The 15980-nt window shown below is 70.4% G+C and carries 13 protein-coding genes and 1 pseudogene; 4 read left to right on the forward strand and 10 right to left on the reverse strand.

From position 1 onward, the window contains the following. Positions 1 to 29 precede the first annotated feature (29 nt). Positions 30 to 1370, forward strand: coding sequence for a PP2C family protein-serine/threonine phosphatase (locus JOD49_RS04810; protein ID WP_205306197.1), 1341 nt, complete (start codon positions 30 to 32; stop codon positions 1368 to 1370). Here the strand turns inward: JOD49_RS04810 and JOD49_RS04815 are convergent. The 3 genes from JOD49_RS04815 to JOD49_RS04825 all read right to left on the reverse strand — a co-directional run bounded on the left by JOD49_RS04815 (position 1367) and on the right by JOD49_RS04825 (position 7260). Further along, complete coding sequence (locus JOD49_RS04815; protein WP_239525143.1) at positions 1367 to 1852, reverse strand: luciferase domain-containing protein; 486 nt, start codon at positions 1850 to 1852, stop codon at positions 1367 to 1369. The two genes, JOD49_RS04810 and JOD49_RS04815, sit on opposite strands and share 4 nt — an antisense overlap. A gap of 143 nt (positions 1853 to 1995) precedes the next feature. Beyond that, a complete protein-coding gene (locus JOD49_RS04820) occupies positions 1996 to 4737 on the reverse strand; it encodes a beta-glucosidase (protein ID WP_205306198.1) in 2742 nt (913 codons plus the stop codon). Between the two features lie 6 nt (positions 4738 to 4743). After that, entirely contained in the window at positions 4744 to 7260 is a 2517-nt protein-coding gene (locus tag JOD49_RS04825) for a glycoside hydrolase family 3 C-terminal domain-containing protein (RefSeq protein ID WP_307822391.1), read from the reverse strand. 78 nt (positions 7261 to 7338) lie between these two features. Here JOD49_RS04825 and JOD49_RS04830 point away from each other — a divergent pair, with 78 nt between their 5' ends. Continuing rightward, a complete protein-coding gene (locus JOD49_RS04830) occupies positions 7339 to 7956 on the forward strand; it encodes a TetR/AcrR family transcriptional regulator (protein WP_205306199.1) in 618 nt (205 codons plus the stop codon). A 27-nt stretch (positions 7957 to 7983) separates the two neighbouring features. Here JOD49_RS04830 and JOD49_RS19995 read toward each other — a convergent pair whose 3' ends face one another. From JOD49_RS19995 to lpdA, 5 genes and pseudogenes are all read right to left on the reverse strand, one after another. Then, complete coding sequence (locus JOD49_RS19995; protein WP_239525144.1) at positions 7984 to 8571, reverse strand: hypothetical protein; 588 nt, start codon at positions 8569 to 8571, stop codon at positions 7984 to 7986. A 219-nt stretch (positions 8572 to 8790) separates the two neighbouring features. Then, a pseudogene (locus JOD49_RS20885) lies at positions 8791 to 9189 on the reverse strand (endonuclease domain-containing protein); the annotation flags it as partial. A 196-nt stretch (positions 9190 to 9385) separates the two neighbouring features. Beyond that, positions 9386 to 9643, reverse strand: coding sequence for a toxin (locus tag JOD49_RS04840; protein WP_372441221.1), 258 nt, complete (start codon positions 9641 to 9643; stop codon positions 9386 to 9388). Then, the gene (locus JOD49_RS04845) at positions 9640 to 9903 is read right to left on the reverse strand and encodes a ribbon-helix-helix domain-containing protein (RefSeq protein WP_205306201.1); all 264 of its coding nucleotides are present in this window, start codon (positions 9901 to 9903) and stop codon (positions 9640 to 9642) included. Before JOD49_RS04845 ends, JOD49_RS04840 begins: the two co-directional genes overlap by 4 nt. Positions 9904 to 10090: 187 nt before the next feature. Beyond that, entirely contained in the window at positions 10091 to 11494 is a 1404-nt protein-coding gene (gene lpdA, locus JOD49_RS04850) for a dihydrolipoyl dehydrogenase (RefSeq protein ID WP_205306202.1), read from the reverse strand. Positions 11495 to 11743: 249 nt separating this feature from the next. Here lpdA and JOD49_RS04855 point away from each other — a divergent pair, with 249 nt between their 5' ends. Together JOD49_RS04855 and JOD49_RS04860 are read left to right on the forward strand one after the other, a co-directional pair. After that, the gene (locus JOD49_RS04855; RefSeq protein ID WP_205306203.1) at positions 11744 to 12676 is read left to right on the forward strand and encodes a DUF808 domain-containing protein; all 933 of its coding nucleotides are present in this window, start codon (positions 11744 to 11746) and stop codon (positions 12674 to 12676) included. Positions 12677 to 12806: 130 nt separating this feature from the next. After that, positions 12807 to 13646: an LLM class flavin-dependent oxidoreductase gene (locus tag JOD49_RS04860; protein WP_307822392.1), complete on the forward strand. Its 840-nt coding sequence runs from the start codon at positions 12807 to 12809 to the stop codon at positions 13644 to 13646. 108 nt (positions 13647 to 13754) lie between these two features. Here JOD49_RS04860 and leuD read toward each other — a convergent pair whose 3' ends face one another. Both leuD and leuC read right to left on the reverse strand, forming a co-directional pair. Further along, positions 13755 to 14393 (reverse strand): 3-isopropylmalate dehydratase small subunit, encoded by a 639-nt coding sequence (gene leuD, locus JOD49_RS04865; RefSeq protein WP_205306204.1) that lies wholly within the window; start codon positions 14391 to 14393, stop codon positions 13755 to 13757. Positions 14394 to 14435: 42 nt separating this feature from the next. After that, positions 14436 to 15917, reverse strand: coding sequence for a 3-isopropylmalate dehydratase large subunit (gene leuC, locus JOD49_RS04870; RefSeq protein ID WP_205306205.1), 1482 nt, complete (start codon positions 15915 to 15917; stop codon positions 14436 to 14438). Positions 15918 to 15980: the final 63 nt, after the last annotated feature.

A 15980-nucleotide genomic window follows, 5' to 3' on the forward strand; every position in this document is an offset into this window, starting at 1 on the left:
AGGAGACACGCGGGGGAAGAGGCGATCCGATGACGGACGACGCGGAAGGCCCGGCGAGCGTCACGCACGAGCCGGCGGCCCGGCGCGCGGTCGCGACGCCGGACTCGGACCCGACGCGACCGCACGGCGCCGCACCCGACTACCGCGCGGTGTTCGCCGCACTCTCGGCCCCCAAGGTCCTCCTCGCGACCGACCTCACCGTGCTCGACGTCAACGACGCCTACCTCGACATGCTGGAGGTGCCCGCGCGGGCGCTGGTCGGGCGCCCGCTCAACGACGGCTTCGACTTCTCGCCCGAGGACCGGGAACGTGTGGACCGCGTCGTCGCCTCGCTGCGCCGCGTCCTGCAGACGGGACGCATCGAGCTGCTCGAACCGCTGCGGATCGACGTACCGGGGCGTCGGCCCGGCGAGTGGGTCGAGCACCACTGGCTCATGACCAACATCCCCGTCTTCGACGCGAGCGGCCGGGTCACGGCCCTCCTGCACCGCGCCGAGGACGTCACCGACATCGTGCAGACCTCGCAGCGGGCGGCGGTCGACAAGCGGATCGGGCTCGATGCCGCCGTGGTCGACCACGCGATGCACATGGGTTCGTCGGTCGGGAGGTTCCAGGAGAGCCTCGACCGCGAACGGCGAGCCGCCCTCCAGCTCCAGGACTCGATCCTCACGCCCCCCGCTCAGCCCGCCGGCCTGCGCATCGACGTCCGCTACCGTCCCGCGTCGCGCGACATGCACGTCGGCGGCGACTGGTACGACGCGTTCGAGCAGTCGTGCGGGTGCACGTTCGTCGTCGTCGGGGACGTCGTGGGGCACGACATCCGCGCGGCCGCGGCCATGGGCCAGCTCCGCGGCGTCATGCGGGGGCTCGCCTACGACTCGGTCGAGTCCCCCGCCGCGATCCTCGACCGGACCGAGCGCGCGGCCGGGGGGCTCGGCGTCGAGGCCGTCGCGACCGTCGCCGCCGCGCGGATCGGCCTGCCCGGCCCCACCGCGGAGCGCACCCTCACGTGGGTCTCCGCAGGGCACCCGCCGCCCGCCCTCGTGCGGTCCGACGGTTCGGTCGACCTGCTGTGGGCACGCAACGACCGGCTGCTCGGGCTCGGTGCGGGGGACGTGCGAGCGGACCACACGACGCTCCTGCGCCCCGGCGACACGTTGCTCCTCTACACCGACGGCCTCGTCGAGAGGCGTGACGTGCCGTTGCGCGCAGGGCTGGACCACCTGCCGGGGATCGTCGAGGAGGTCGTGCGGTCCTCCCCCGACGACCTCCTCGACGCCCTGCTGGCCCGGCTCGTCCCACGGACCCGCGAGGACGACGTGGCGCTCGTGTCGGTCGAGGTGCTGGCTCCCGACGGCCCGACGAGCTAGAGGGCCGGCGTCCTCGGCCTCGACGCGGCGTCCCGTGCCGCGTCCAGGCTCTCGCGCACCAGGCCCAGGACGACAGCGAGCTCGTCCGCGTCGCGCGGTCCGTAGACCATGATCTCGGTCGCGTGGTCCGCGTACTGGTGCGGCTCGCCCCAGCCCGCCGCGCAGACCTCCTCGGCCCGCTCGCGCGGCAGGCACAGGTGCAGGCTCGTGTCCCCCACGCCGTGCAGGTGGACCGGTTCGAGGCGCTGGTCGGGCGTCGCGAGCGACGTCTCGGGGCGCGTCGTGCGGTCGAGGCCGTCGAGGAACAGCGCGCGGGACGTCGCCGGGGACACCGAGCTGTGGCCCTCCTGGACCCCGTCGATCGTGGTCGCCGCGAGCACCAGCTCACCCCACAGCGCGGCGGACGAGAGCTGGTCGACCTGCCGGTGCGGGCCCTCGTCGGACGTGGTCGGTCGGGGTCCTCGACGAGGGGTGAGTGTCATGGCCGGAGGCTAGCGGGCGCGGGGGGCCGCGGCGAGCGAATTGTCCGTGGGACGACCGGTACGCCACAGGCGCCCGACGCCAGAGCGCGCCTTCGCGGGGAAGGTGCGCTCCGGCGTCGGGCGCCTGGAGGGAGCTCTCCGGGTCAGTCGAAGAGGTTCGTCTGCAGCACGGTGTACAGGACCGTGTGGACGCGGTCGCGCAGGGCGTTCCCGACCCCCACCGGGTCCTCGTCCACCGCAGCCTTCGTGGCCTTGTCGGAGCCCGGGAGCATCGCGAGCATGAGGTCGTTGCCGTAGCGGGCCGCGAGGCCGGGGTCCATCCAGGCCCCGAGCACCGCGTCGGTCGAGACGACGCCCTCGAAGCCCCACTCGCCGCGGAGCACGTCCTGCAGGAGCTGCTCGTTGGCACCTGCCCACACGCCGCCCATGTTGATGAACGAGCTCATGGCGCCGGTCGGGCCGGCCTCCTTGACCGTGATCTCGAACGGCTTGAGGTACAGCTCGCGCAGCGCCTGCTCGTCGACGAACACGTTCACGCCGCTGCGGGCGTTGACCTCCTGCTCGTTGAGCGCGAAGTGCTTCATGAAGGTCAGCACGCCCTTGCTCTCGGCCCCCGAGACCATCGCGGCCGACATCTTGCCCGACAGGTGCGGGTCCTCCGAGAAGTACTCGAAGTCACGCCCGCCCAGGGCCGTGCGGTGCAGGTTCATGCCGGGGGCGTACCAGCCCTCGATGCCGTAGGCGTTCGCCTCGGTCCCCACGGACTCGCCCAGCGCGCGGGCCAGGTCGTCGTTCCAGGTCGAGGCCACGACGATCTGGGTCGGGTAGGCGGCCGCCTCGAGCGGGCTGAACAGGGAGTTCAGCCCGGCGGGCCCGTCGAGCAGGTCCATGGCGGGGATGCCCAGGCGGTCGACGGCATGCGTGCGGTACGCACCCTTGGCGAAGAGGTCGACCTGCTCGTCGAGCGTGAGCTGGTCGAGGAACTCCTCCCACTGCGGGTCGTCGTGGTCGAGACCGGCGAGGTCGGCCAGGACGAGACCGTTGTCGGCGCCGTACGTCGGCGTCTGGCCCTCGGCGGGCTCGATCTGCGGGTCCATGCGTGCGAGCAGCTCGTCGGAGGCCATGGCACCTGCCTCGGGTGCCTGCGGGTACGTGCCCTCCCAGTCGGCGCGCGAGAGGTACGTCAGGTCACCCTCGACGTAGTCGAAGCGGTTCGTGAGCTCGGCCCCTGTGTCGGCGTCCGTCGCGTAGACGACGTCCTCGGCCACCACGTGGTCGAATTGCGCGACCGGCGTGTGGACGTCGGTGCGCACCGAGACCTGGTAGGTCCCGGCCTCGAGCAGGTAGGCGCCGTGCCCCTCGGTGTCCCACGAGGCCATGTCGCGCACGTCGAACGTGACGGTCACGGTCTCGGACTCCCCCGGCTGGAGCATCGCCGTCTTGTCGTAGCCCGCGAGCTCGATCGCCGACTTCTCGATGCCGCCCGGCGTGTACGGAGCGGAGAAGTACACCTGCACGACGTCCTTGCCCGCGACGTCGCCCGTGTTGGTCACCGTGACGTCGATGCTGATCGTGTCGCCCTCGACGCGCGGCGCCGTGGCCTCGTGCGCGAACGTCGTGTAGCTCAGGCCGTGACCGAACGGGAACTGGACGGCCTGCGCGTAGCCCGCCTCGTCCCCCGCGTAGCGGGTCTCGTAGTAGCGGTAGCCGACGTAGATGCTCTCCTCGTAGTCCATGTAGGCGCGCTTGGTGTTGGCGTAGTCGAAGTCGCCGACGTTGGCGATCGCCGGGGCGCTCGTCACGTCGTAGGCGTAGGTGTCGGTCAGGCGGCCGGACGGGTTCACGTCGCCCGTCAGCACCTTCGCGAGCGAGACCGCGCCGCGCGGACCCGGCGTGCCGATCCACACCGCGGACTTGATCTGCGGGCACTCGTCGAGGAAGCCGAGCTCCATCTGGTTGCCCGAGTTCACGACCACCACGACGTCGTCGAACGAGGCCGTGACACGGTCGAACAGGGCACGCTGCTCGTCGGTCAGGCGCAGCTGCTCGGCGCTCATGTCCGACCCCTCGACGCCGTCGTTCCCGATGACCACCACGGCGGTGCCGGAGAACTCCGCGGCCTGGGCCATGACGTCGTCGGTGAGGTAGTCGGGAGCGGGCTCGCCCTCGGCCGGGCTCAGCATCGAGCTCGCGATCTGCAGGAGGCCGTTGCCGCCGCCCGTGCTGGTCTCGGCCCCGGCCTCCTCCATGGTCGCCTTGAGCTCGGGGTTGACCGTGACGCCCTGCTCGGCGAGGGCGTCGTAGAAGGTCACGGCCTGCGACTGGTTGCTGCCGCCCGACCCGCCGCCCCCGAGGATGAGGTTGAAGGACGCGAAGCTGAACACGTTGAGGTCGTCCTCCGCCAGCGGCAGGAGGTCGTCCTGGTTCTTCAGCAGGACGATCCCCTCGTCGGAGATGTCCTCCGAGACCTGGGCGGCGTTCTCGCGGGCGGCCACGCCCGCCGGTGAGGACGAGTCGTACTCGATCGTCATGAGGCGGCCGAACGCGCTCGCGAACGGCGCGACCAGTCCCCCGATCGCGATCACGGCCACGGCCGTGATCCCCCAGCCGACCGCGCGGCGCGGGCGGTGCTCGACCTTGCGGTCGATGCGCGCGCGGCGCCTGTCCTCGCGACGCTCGGCCCGGGTCATCCCGGCGCGGGCCTCCTTGCGCTCCGCCGTGGCGGCCTTGCGCGTCTGACGGGCCGCACGCTTGTCGGCGGCCTTGGCCGCCCTGCGCTCCTGCGGCTCCATCGCCTTCAGCTCGGCGCGTCGGGCCCGCCTGGTCGCGCGCAGCTCCTGTGCGCGCGCGACGGCGTCCCGCTTGATCTCTGTGCGTGTCGCCATTCCTTCTCAGTCCTTCTTCCGAGCCCGCGCGGCCATCGCGTGGGCACGCCATGCCGGGACCAGGCGGCGTACGCCGCGCCAGAACCGGCCGTTGACCATCAGCAGCAGGCCGTCGAGCATCGCCTCGTCGACCGTGCCCGCGCTCATCCGCGACACCGACCGGAACGGCAGGTCGAGGACGAAACGGGTGTTGTTCGCCGCGTGGGGGCGCCCCAGCAGCATGAGCAGCCGTCCGGCCGTGTCGATGAGCCGGACGAGCAGACCCCCGACGCCGCCACGACCGCGCGCCTGGGCGATGATGTCGGCGCGCGTGAGCGGGCTCCCGGCGGGCCAGTCGGCGGGCGGGGGCGTGCGCCCCAGCAGCGCGGCGAACTCGGCGGCGGGGACGCGGTCCACCTGGCCGCTGACGTAGTGCGGGAGGCCCGTGGTGTCGGGCGCCCAGGGCTCGCCGTCGACCACGACGGGCGCGGACAGCCGCAGGTCGCGCGACGACGCGCCGACCTGCACGGTGTAGGTGCCGGGCACGGTGCGCCACTCGTGTGCGCCCGTGTCGTAGGCGGCGAACGCGTGCTCGGCCAGGTCGACCGTCACGGTCGCGCTCTCCCCCGGTTCCAGGGTGACCTTCGCGAACCCGGCCAGCTCGCGGGGCGCACGGAACTCGCCCTCGGCCGCGCCGGGCGCCTCGACGTAGACCTGCACGGTCTCGGTCCCGGCACGGTCGCCGGTGTTGGTGACCGTGACCTGGACGCTCTCGCGGTCCGCCACGAGATCGCTGTGCTCGAACGTCGTGTAGCTCAGCCCGTGCCCGAACGGGTAGCGGACCGGCAGCCCGACCTTGTCGGCGTAGCGGTAGCCGACGTAGATGCTCTCGCGGTGCTCGGACGTCGCCTCGGTCCGCCCGAACGTCGCCGACGACGGCACGTCCGTGTAGCGCAGCGGGTACGTCTCGGCGAGGCGTCCTGCGGGGTCCGCCCGGCCGGTCAGCACGTCGGCGATCGCCTGCCCGCCGCCCTGGCCACCGAGGTAGCCGTGCACGATCGCGTCGACGTGCTCGGCGAACGGCAGCTCGACGGGCGCGCCGCCGGCCAGCACGACCACGACCGGCACCCCGAGCGCCGTGAGCTCCCTCGTGAGGGCGAGCTGGTTGCGGGCGATCCGCAGGTGCGTCCGGTCGACGCCCTCGGCCTCGGCGGACTCGTCCAGGCCGAGGAAGAGCAGCACGACGTCGGCGCGCTCCGCGAGGTGCACGGCGCGCCGGCGACGGCGGGCCGACGACGCGGAGTCCCAGGCGCCCCGGCCCGCGTCCCGGCGGGCGAAGCCCTGCTCGTAGCCCACGACGTCCAGGCCGCTGGCCCGCAGCGCGTCGAGCGGCACGTCCACCCGGGTCGGGTTGACGAGCGAGCTGCCCGCCCCCTGGAACCGAGGGTCGGCCGCGAAGTCGCCGATCACGGCGACCCGTCCGGAGTGCGGCCCGAGCGGCAGGGTCCCGCGCGCGTTGCGCAGCAGGACGACCGAGCGGCGTGCCGCCTCGACCGCGAGCTCGTGGTGCGCGTCGAGATCGACCGGCGCGGCGCCGTCGGGCGTGCGGGCGGACCCGGCGAGCGTGGCGCCGTCGGGCGTGGTCGCGGCCGTGTGGGCACGGGCGCGCTCCGTGCGCTCGATCAGCGTCAGCAGCTCGTCGACACGGGCGTCGAGGACCGCCTCGTCGAGGCTCCCCTCCTCGACCGCGCGCACGACCTCGGCGTCGGTCGCCCCGTCGGTCGACGGCATCTCGAGCGCGTTGCCCGCGACCAGGCCCGCGACGCGGTCGTTATTGCCGCCCCAGTCGGTGACGACCAGGCCGTCGAAGCCCCAGCGCTTGCGCAGGATCTCGTCGAGGAGCTCGCGGTGCTCGTTCGCGTAGGTGCCGTTGACCTTGTTGTACGAGCTCATGACGGTCCAGGGCCGGCCCTCGGTCACCGCGATGCGGAACGCCTCGAGGTAGGTCTCGTGGAGCGCGCGCTCGTCGACGACCTCGTCCATCGTCATGCGGTGCGTCTCCTGGCTGTTCACCGCGAAGTGCTTGGCGCTCGCGGCCACGCCGCGGGACTGGATGCCGCGGATCTGCGCCGCGGCGAGCCGGCCCGCGAGCAGCGGGTCCTCGGAGAAGTACTCGAAGTTGCGGCCCGCGAGCGGGTTGCGCTTGATGTTGAGGCCGGGGCCCAGCAGGACGCTCACGTTCTCGGCGGCAGCCTCGGCGCCGAGCGCCTCGCCGACCCGCTCCACCAGGCCCGGGTCCCAGCTGTTGGCGAGCGTGGCGGCCGTCGGGAAGCACGTGGCGGGGATGCTCGCGTTGAGACCGAGGTGGTCCGCCGCCCCGCCCTGCTTGCGCAGACCGTGCGGGCCGTCGGTGAGCATGATCGAGGGAACGCCGAGCCGGTCGACCGGCTTGGTGTTCCAGAAGTTCGCGCCTGAGGTGAGCGAGGCCTTCTCGGTGAGGGTCATCTCGCTACGGGCACGTCGTCGGGCGTCAGGAGTGAGCACGGCGCCAGGATAGCCCAACCTCCACCAGTTGGTGGAATTCTGGGAGGGGGTAGCCTCTGACCTCGGAGGGGATGCACCGTGACCACGCAGCAAGCAGCCACGACCGGGCGGCCCGACGGGTACGCCACCGGCCGGGCGACCAAGCAGTCGATCGTCGCCCGCGCGGCCGAAGCGTTCGCCCAGAAGGGGTTCTACGGGGCGTCCCTGCGCGGCATCGCGCGCGAGGCCGGGGTCGACCACTCGACCCTCCTGCACCACTTCGGCAACAAGACCGCGCTCCTCCTGGCCGTCATCGAGTGGCACGACGCGCAGCACGCACCGCCCTCGATGCCCTCGGAGTTCACCGCCGAGGACCTCGTCGACGGGTTCGTCAGCACCGCGGAACGCAACCGGGAGGCGCCCGGGTTGGTGCAGCTCCTCTCGACCCTCTCGGCCGAGGCCGGGACGCCAGGCCATCCCGCTCGGCCGGTGCTGCAGGAGCGGCACCAGGTCCTCGTCGGGGTCATCGGCGGGATGATCCGGACGCAGCGTTCACGTAGCGTGCTGGACGACGCCGGGGCCTCGCCCGAAGCCCGCGCCGCGCTCGTCATCTCCACCTGGGAAGGGCTCCAGGTCTTCGACGCGCTCCACCCTGGGGAGGTCGACGTCCCGGCGATGGTCGGGGAGATGCTGCGGCGGGAGTTCGGGGTCGGGTGACGGAGCAGTTCGCACCAAAACTGTGCACTAAGCCACCTTCTCGCGATTCGACCGCCTGAGGGAAATAGAGGCACCGACCATGAATGCAATCTGAGAGAATATTCCTAAAAGCAGGACCCACCCCATGGCAGTGCCGAAAATGCTACTACTGAGGACCTCGCTGCCGACAAGCATTCCCACCATGCCGAAGCCAAAGAGGATCAGTAGGACCGCGCCGAGAATGACATATCTAAGTACGTGATTTGCGCGGAGATTGAACGCTCCACGGTACACCGCCCACACGACCGTCACCGCATGGCACACCATGAGGCAAAGCAACAGCATGACGGCTCGCGGAATGATCGTTGCAGGGTCGCTCACAATCATCCATGCAAGCATATTTGCAAGCCATAGTGCCAAACCTACGGCAATGCCAGATTTTGCAGCTCGCCGCCCGAAGCGCGCCTCGTCCACGGCCTGGGCGGAGCGGAACTCGGCGGCGGTCGACTGCATTGCCGCGTTAGCAAGCCGGTTCCCCCACGAGACGTCTAGGACTTTCACATGGGCTCGCCATTCGTCATCTCGGGCCTTCACATAGGCTTTCCAGTCGTCTCGCTGCGCACCAAAAACGGCCACTTCTCTGCGCAACCTTGCATTCTCCTCCCGACAGAGGTTAATGATTGACAGGAGATCTGGTTCACAGTCACCCGGCAACGCTCCGGAAGGATATCCGGAGGAGACGTTTCGAGAGTATCGATTGAAGCCCTCCAAACGCCCCCTCCCTTGATACCGCTGGCTAAGGCGAGCCAAGACCGCAGGGGACTCTGTTCGATAGTCAGAAAACCTATCATCCACCGCTCTAGATTCAAGAACGTTGCATCGATTGCAAAGCCAACCTCGAACAAGCCCGCAGAAGTGGCAGTGATCGAGAACTATTCGCGAACTCGGTTCCCGAAGATTCGTTCCACACATCGCGCACGCAAACCCCTGCGCAGCCAGCAACTCGTCCGCATCAGCGCACACCGGCCATGAGCGGCCCGAATATAAGCGCCTATACGCGCCGAGATCTTCGCGCCTTGGCTCGAACGACCCCGCTTCGAGTCGATTTTCACGCCCGCCATCGTTCAATTGCCCTTTAAGCAAGAACCCAACCCTTCTCCCCCTGTGACCGTCCGAGACAAGGTATCCGCGGGCACTGACACAGGCAGAACGTTCCCGGCTTCTTCGCGAGGGAGACCTCAGGCAGGAGCTCACCGTGGCGGGCGCAGGCTACAAGATCGGCCAAGCCCGTGCGCTCGCCGAGGTCGCAGGCCCTGCCATTGCCCTGCCCTTCTACTCGAAGCAGGGCTTCGAACCGACCGGGTGGCGAAGGCGGATGACCGAGTGAGCGAGGTGCGCATGGCGCGAGGCCCGGGCTAGCTCGCACCTGTGCGGCCAGCGTGAGCCGCGATCAGCGCAACAACAGGTCGAGGTACTGCGCACGCGCCTTCATGGCGTGAATGACCATCTCCTCACCGGAGTCGAACACCAGGATCACGATCTCCAGGATCCTCCCGCCGTCGTCGAAGCCCAGAAGGAGCCAGCGTCGCGGGTCGTCCTCGTCATCGAGCGGGGCTCGGAACACCGGGCCCTGGGCAGCGCACAGGATGCCGGACTCGGTCAGCCTGTCGCGTCGAAAGTGCTTTCGGGCCGAGGCATGCAGCTTCACGCCACGTGGGTCCAGGCGCGCACCGCAGCACGGATCGCCTCGGAACGGTTCGCCAGCCCCTCGGCCCGGGCACGCTCGGTGAGCGCCTCGAGCGTTCGCGCATCCAGCCGCACCGGCACCACGATCCCCGGGCCGTCACCCGTAGTGGGGCGTCCGCGACGCCGCAGCGCGCCGACGTCGTAGCCGGCCTCGGCCTCGTCGGCCCACGCCTGGACCTGGTCGTCGTCGACGGCCCCTCCGTGCACCTTCTTCTCAGCCATAGCGATTATCGTATACGCATTGCTGTATGGAGGCTAGAGTCTGCGCGGCGCCAGGTTGCTGTAGACCCGCATGGCCGCGTTCGCGAGACGCGGTGGCTCCCCGCCCAGCAGAGCGAGGCCCGGACCCACGACGACGTCGCAGGCCCGGGCCCTTCCTACCGATCGCCCGACCGACCAAACAGCCAGGTCAGAAGTTGATCATGTGCCCCGCGAGCCCGTGAATCGCTTCCTGCACGGCCTCCGACAGCGTCGGGTGCGTGTGCACGTTGCGCCCCAGCTCGGACGCCGTGAGGTCCCACTTCTGCGCGAGCGTGAGCTCGGGCAGCAGCTCGGACGCGTCGGGGCCGATCAGGTGGCCACCGAGGAGCTCGCCGTAGCGGGCGTCGGCGACGAGCTTGACGAAGCCCGTGGGCTCGCCCAGGCCGTGCGCCTTGCCGTTGGCGGTGAAGGGGAACTTGGAGACCTTGACGTCGTAGCCCTCGTCGCGGGCCTGCTGCTCGGTGAGGCCGAAGCTCGCGATCTGCGGCTGGCAGAACGTCGCGCGCGGCATCATGCGGTAGTCGCCCAGCGTCATGGTCTCGGCGCCGCCGATGGTCTCGGACGCGACGACGCCCTGCGCCTCGGCGACGTGCGCGAGCATGAGCTTCGCGGTGACGTCACCGATCGCGTAGATGTGGGGGACGTTGGTGCGCATGACGTCGTCGATCGCGATCGCGCCGCGGTCGGTCAACGCAACACCCGTGTTCTCGAGGCCGAAGCCCTCGACGTTGGGCGCGAAGCCCACGGCCATGAGGACCTTGTCGACCTCGATCGAGCCGGGCTTGTCGTCCTTGACACCCTTGTAGGAGACGGTCACGGACGAGCCGCCATCAACGACGGTCTGCACCGCGGTCGACGTCAGGATGTTCACGCCGAGCTTCTTGTACTGCTTGGCGATCTCCTTGGAGACCTCGATGTCCTCGTTCGGCAGCGCACGGTCGAGGAACTCGATGATCGTCACGTCGACGCCGTAGTTCTTGAGGACGTACGCGAACTCCATGCCGATCGCGCCGGCCCCGACGATCGCGATCGAGCGCGGCAGCTCGCGCGTCAGGATCTGCTTCTCGTACGTGACGACGTTCTCGCTCAGCTCGACGCCCGGCAGCAGGCGGACCTTCGAACCGGTCGCGATGATGACGTTCGCGAACGTCACGGTCTCGGTCTGGCCCGAGGACAGCGCGACGTCGATCGAGTTCGCGTCGCGGAACGTGCCGCGCCCGTCGTACTCGGTGATCTTGTTCTTCTTCATGAGGAAGTGCACGCCCTTGACGCGGCCGTCGGCGACGTCGCGGCTGCGGTCGAACGCCTTGCCGAAGTCGAACGACACGTCCCCCGACATGCCGAAGAAGTCGGCCTGGTGCGTGAACAGGTGGGCGAGCTCCGCGTTGCGCAGGAGCGCCTTGGAGGGGATGCACCCGACGTTGAGGCACACACCGCCCCAGTACTTCTCCTCGATGATCGCGACGGACTGGCCGAGCTGGGCCGCGCGGATGGCGGCGACGTAGCCGCCGGGGCCCGCGCCGAGGACGACGACGTCGTAGTGGTTAGCCATGGGGACCAGCCTAGGACGTCTGCCCGACGGCGGTGCGACCGATCGCGTCACACGTCACCGGAGGAGCGCCGAGGGTGACGTCCAGAACGGCCCGGGCGACGCCGTCGGGAAGCAGCGTGCCCCTCGGCGGGCATGCCCGCACGGACGGGCCGCGACGGCGGGGCGCCCGAGTCGTTACGATGCGTGACAGCCGCGTCGATTCCCGACCTCAGGGCTCGTGGGCGGCGACACGGGCCTCGTGGAGACCTCATGGCCGTTGGACTCGTAGCCCTCCTGGACGACATCGCAGCGTTCGCCAAGCTGGCGGCCGCGTCCGTCGACGACATCGGCGCCGCTGCGGGGCGGGCGAGCGTCAAGGCGACCGGCGTCGTGATCGACGACACCGCGGTCACTCCCCAGTACGTCGCCGGGCTGGCCGCGAAGCGCGAGCTGCCCGTCATCAAGCGCATCGCGATGGGCTCGCTGCGCAACAAGCTCCTGTTCATCCTCCCCGCGGCCCTGCTGCTGAGCCAGTTCCTGCCGTGGCTGCTCACCCCGCTGCTCATGGTCGGCGGCGCCTATCTCGCGTTCGAGGGCGCCGAGAAGCTCTGGGAGATGGTCTCGGGCAAGCACGCCGAGGCCGTCGACGAGGCCGCCGCGAAGAAGGCCGTCGACGAGGACCACGTCGTGTCGAGCGCGGTGCGCACCGACTTCATCCTCAGCGCCGAGATCATGGTCATCGCGCTCAACGAGGTCGCGACGGAGGGCTTCTGGGCCCGCGCGATCATCCTGGTCGTCGTCGCGCTGCTCATCACGGCGGTCGTCTACGGGATCGTCGGGCTCATCGTGAAGATGGACGACATCGGCCTGCACCTCGCAGGGCGCGAGACCGGCTGGGTCAAGTCGTTCGGCCACGGCCTGGTCACGGCGATGCCGCGCGTCATGGCCGTCATCTCGATCGTGGGCACCGTCGCGATGCTGTGGGTCGGTGGCCACATCCTGCTGCAGGGCACGTACGACCTGGGCTGGCACGCGCCCTACGACCTCCTGCACGTCCTCGAGGACGCCGTCCACGGCGTCCCGGCGGTCGGCGGGTTCCTGGTGTGGCTCGTCGACACCCTGGGGTCGGCGATCGTCGGCGTCGTGGCGGGGGCGGTCGTCGTGACGGTCGTGCACTTCATCCCGCGCAAGACCAAGCACTGATCCACGCCCTCGCAGGGCGCTGCGGGCGGGTTCCCGGTCCTCCGGGAGCCCGCCCGTCCTCGTTCTCGGGGCGCGCGTGGGTGGCCGCCCCTACCGTGGGAGGACCGCCAACGAGTCGCAGGAGGATGTCATGGGCTTGCAGTTCGGTTTCGTCGGGAGCTTCGGTTCCGCGTCAGAGCTTGTCACGATGGCCCGCGAGGCCGAGGAGCACGGCTGGGACGGGTACTTCACGTGGGACGGCATCAGCCTGCCCGGCATGGAGGGGTACGACCCGTGGGGCATCCTCGCCGCGGCGGCCGTCCAGACGCAGCGTGTGACGCTCGGAGCTCTCGTGTTCGCCCTGCCGCGCAGGCGCCCGTGGGAGCTCGCGCGCCAGGCGCTGACGATCGACCACCTCTCGGGCGGCCGGCTGGTCCTGCCCGCAGGGGTCGGGGTGCTCGACGACGCCGCCTTCAGCGCCGTCCCCGGTCAGCTCACGTCGCTGCGTGAGCGGGCCGAGCTGCTCGACGACGTCCTCGCCTTCCTGGAGCGTTCCTGGTCGGGTGAGGCGTTCTCGTTCGACGGGAAGCACATCTCAACCGGCGAGATGACGATCTCACCCCAGCCCGTCAACGGACGCATCCCGGTGTGGCCCGTGGGGGTCTTCCCGAGCGAGAGGTCGATGAGCCGCGCGGTGCGCTGGGACGGCGTGACCGTCCAGCTCCGCGGGGACCGCGGCATGGACCCGCTCACTCCCGTCGAGGTACGCGAGGTCGCGAGCTGGGTCGCCGAGCACCGCGACCCGGGCGCCGGGCCGTTCGAGCTCGTCGTGCAGCGCGACTTCGCGACGGACCTCGACGCCGCCGCCGAGGACGCGCGGGCTCTCGAGGCGGCGGGCGCGACCTGGTGGATCGAGGCCGGCTGGGACCCGACGAAGGTCACTGCGGAGTCGCAGCTCGCCAGGATCCGCCAGGGCCCACCGCGCCCCTGAGCGGCGCGCCCGCCGAGGCCCCGGCGCGCACGTCCCCACGCCCCCGAACGCCGACGGCGCCGCTCCCCACCCAGGGGAGCGGCGCCGTCGGGCCGGTTCAGTCGCGCGTCACGCGGACGGGCGCGCCGCCTCGATCTCGACCGTCGGCAGGTGCTTGGCCGGCAGCGTCCTGGGACGCCATGACGCACGCGTCTGCTCGAACGCCGTGATGTCGGCCTCGTGCTGAAGGGTCAGGCCGATGTCGTCGAGGCCCTCCATGAGGCGCCAGCGCGTGTAGTCGTCGATCTGGAACCGGACCACGACGTCGTCGGCCGTGGCGGTGCGCTCGACCAGGTCGACCGTGACCTCGGTGCCGGGCTTGGTCTCGAGGACCTTCCACAGCAGCTCGATGTCCTCCTGCGCGACGATGCCCGCGACGAGGCCCTGCTTGCCCGAGTTGCCGCGGAAGATGTCCGCGAAGCGCGAGGCCAGGACCACCTTGAAGCCGTAGTCCTTCAGGGCCCACACGGCGTGCTCGCGCGACGAGCCGGTGCCGAAGTCGGGGCCTGCGACCAGCACCGAGCCGGACGTGTACGCGGGCTGGTTCAGGACGAACGCGGGGTCCCCGCGCCACGCCGCGAACAGCGCGTCCTCGAAGCCCGTGCGCGTCACGCGCTTGAGGTAGACGGCGGGGATGATCTGGTCCGTGTCGACGTTGCTGCGGCGCAGCGGGACACCGACACCGGTGTGGGTGGTGAACTTCTCCATGATGCTTCTGCTTCCTCGATGAGTGTCGTCAGGGGGCCGGTGTCAGACCTGCAGCGGGACGCGCGGGTCGAGCGGCGCGAGCGGGGTGCCGTCGAACGACGTGATGTCGACGTCGGCGGGCAGGTCCAGGTCCGCCAGCGAGGACAGGGTCCCGCGGATGGCGGTCGCGGCCGCGACGAGCGGCGACACGAGGTGCGTGCGTCCACCCTTGCCCTGGCGACCCTCGAAGTTGCGGTTGGACGTGGAGGCCGAGCGCTCCCCCGGGGCGAGCTGGTCCGGGTTCATGCCGAGGCACATGGAGCAGCCGGCGTTGCGCCACTCGGCACCGAAGTCGAGGAAGATTTGGTCGAGGCCCTCGGCCTCGGCCTGGAGGCGCACGCGAGCCGAGGCGGGCACGACGAGCACGCGCAGCGAGTCGGCCTTCTTCTTGCCCTGGACGACCTTGGCGACCGAGCGCAGGTCCTCGATGCGGCCGTTGGTGCACGAGCCGATGAAGACCGTGTCGATCGCGAGCTCGCGCAGCGGCGCGCCCGGGGTCAGGCCCATGTACTCGATCGCGCGCTCGGCGGCCACGCGCTCGTTCTCGTCGGCGATCTCGGCGGGGATCGGGACGTTCGCGGACAGCGGCAGCCCCTGGCCGGGGTTGGTGCCCCACGTGATGAACGGTTCGAGGTCGGCGGCCTCGAGCACGACCTCCTCGTCGAACGTGGCGTCGTCGTCGGTCTTGAGGGTCTTCCAGTACTCGACCGCGGCGTCCCAGTCGGCGCCCTCGGGCGCGTGCGGACGGCCCTTGAGGTACTCGAACGTGGTCTCGTCGGGGGCGATCATGCCGGCGCGCGCACCGGCCTCGATCGACATGTTGCAGACCGTCATGCGGGCTTCCATGGTCAGCTTGCGGATGGCGTCGCCGCGGTACTCCAGGACGTAGCCCTGTCCGCCGCCCGTGCCGATCTTCGCGATGATCGCGAGGATGATGTCCTTGGACGTCGCTCCCGGGGGCAGCTCGCCGTTGACCGTGATGGCCATGGTCTTGAAGGGCGCGAGCGGGAGGGTCTGGGTCGCGAGCACGTGCTCGACCTCGGAGGTCCCGATACCGAATGCGAGGGCCCCGAACGCACCGTGCGTGGAGGTGTGGGAGTCGCCGCACACGACGGTGAGGCCGGGCATTGTCAGCCCGAGCTGGGGGCCGACCTGGTGGACGATGCCCTGGTCCGCGTCCCCGAGCGAGTGGATGCGCACGCCGAACTCCTTGGCGTTGTTGCGCAGCGTGTCGATCTGGGTGCGGCTCGTGAGGTCCGCGATCGGCAGGTCGATGTCGAGCGTGGGGGTGTTGTGGTCCTCGGTCGCGATCGTCAGGTCGGTGCGGCGCACCTGTCGGCCGGCGAGCCGCAGGCCCTCGAAGGCCTGAGGACTGGTGACCTCGTGGATGAGGTGCAGATCGATGTAGAGGAGGTCGGGCGACCCGTCGGTGCCACGTCGCACCAGGTGCGCGTCCCAGACCTTCTCCGCCAGCGTGCCGGCCATGTTGGTTCTCTCCTACCTGTGTCCTGCGGTGGTCGCTCACGCGGGGGCCGTGGGCGACGATCG

Source organism: Oerskovia jenensis (assembly GCF_016907235.1).
Classification (GTDB): Bacteria; Actinomycetota; Actinomycetes; order Actinomycetales; family Cellulomonadaceae; genus Oerskovia; species Oerskovia jenensis.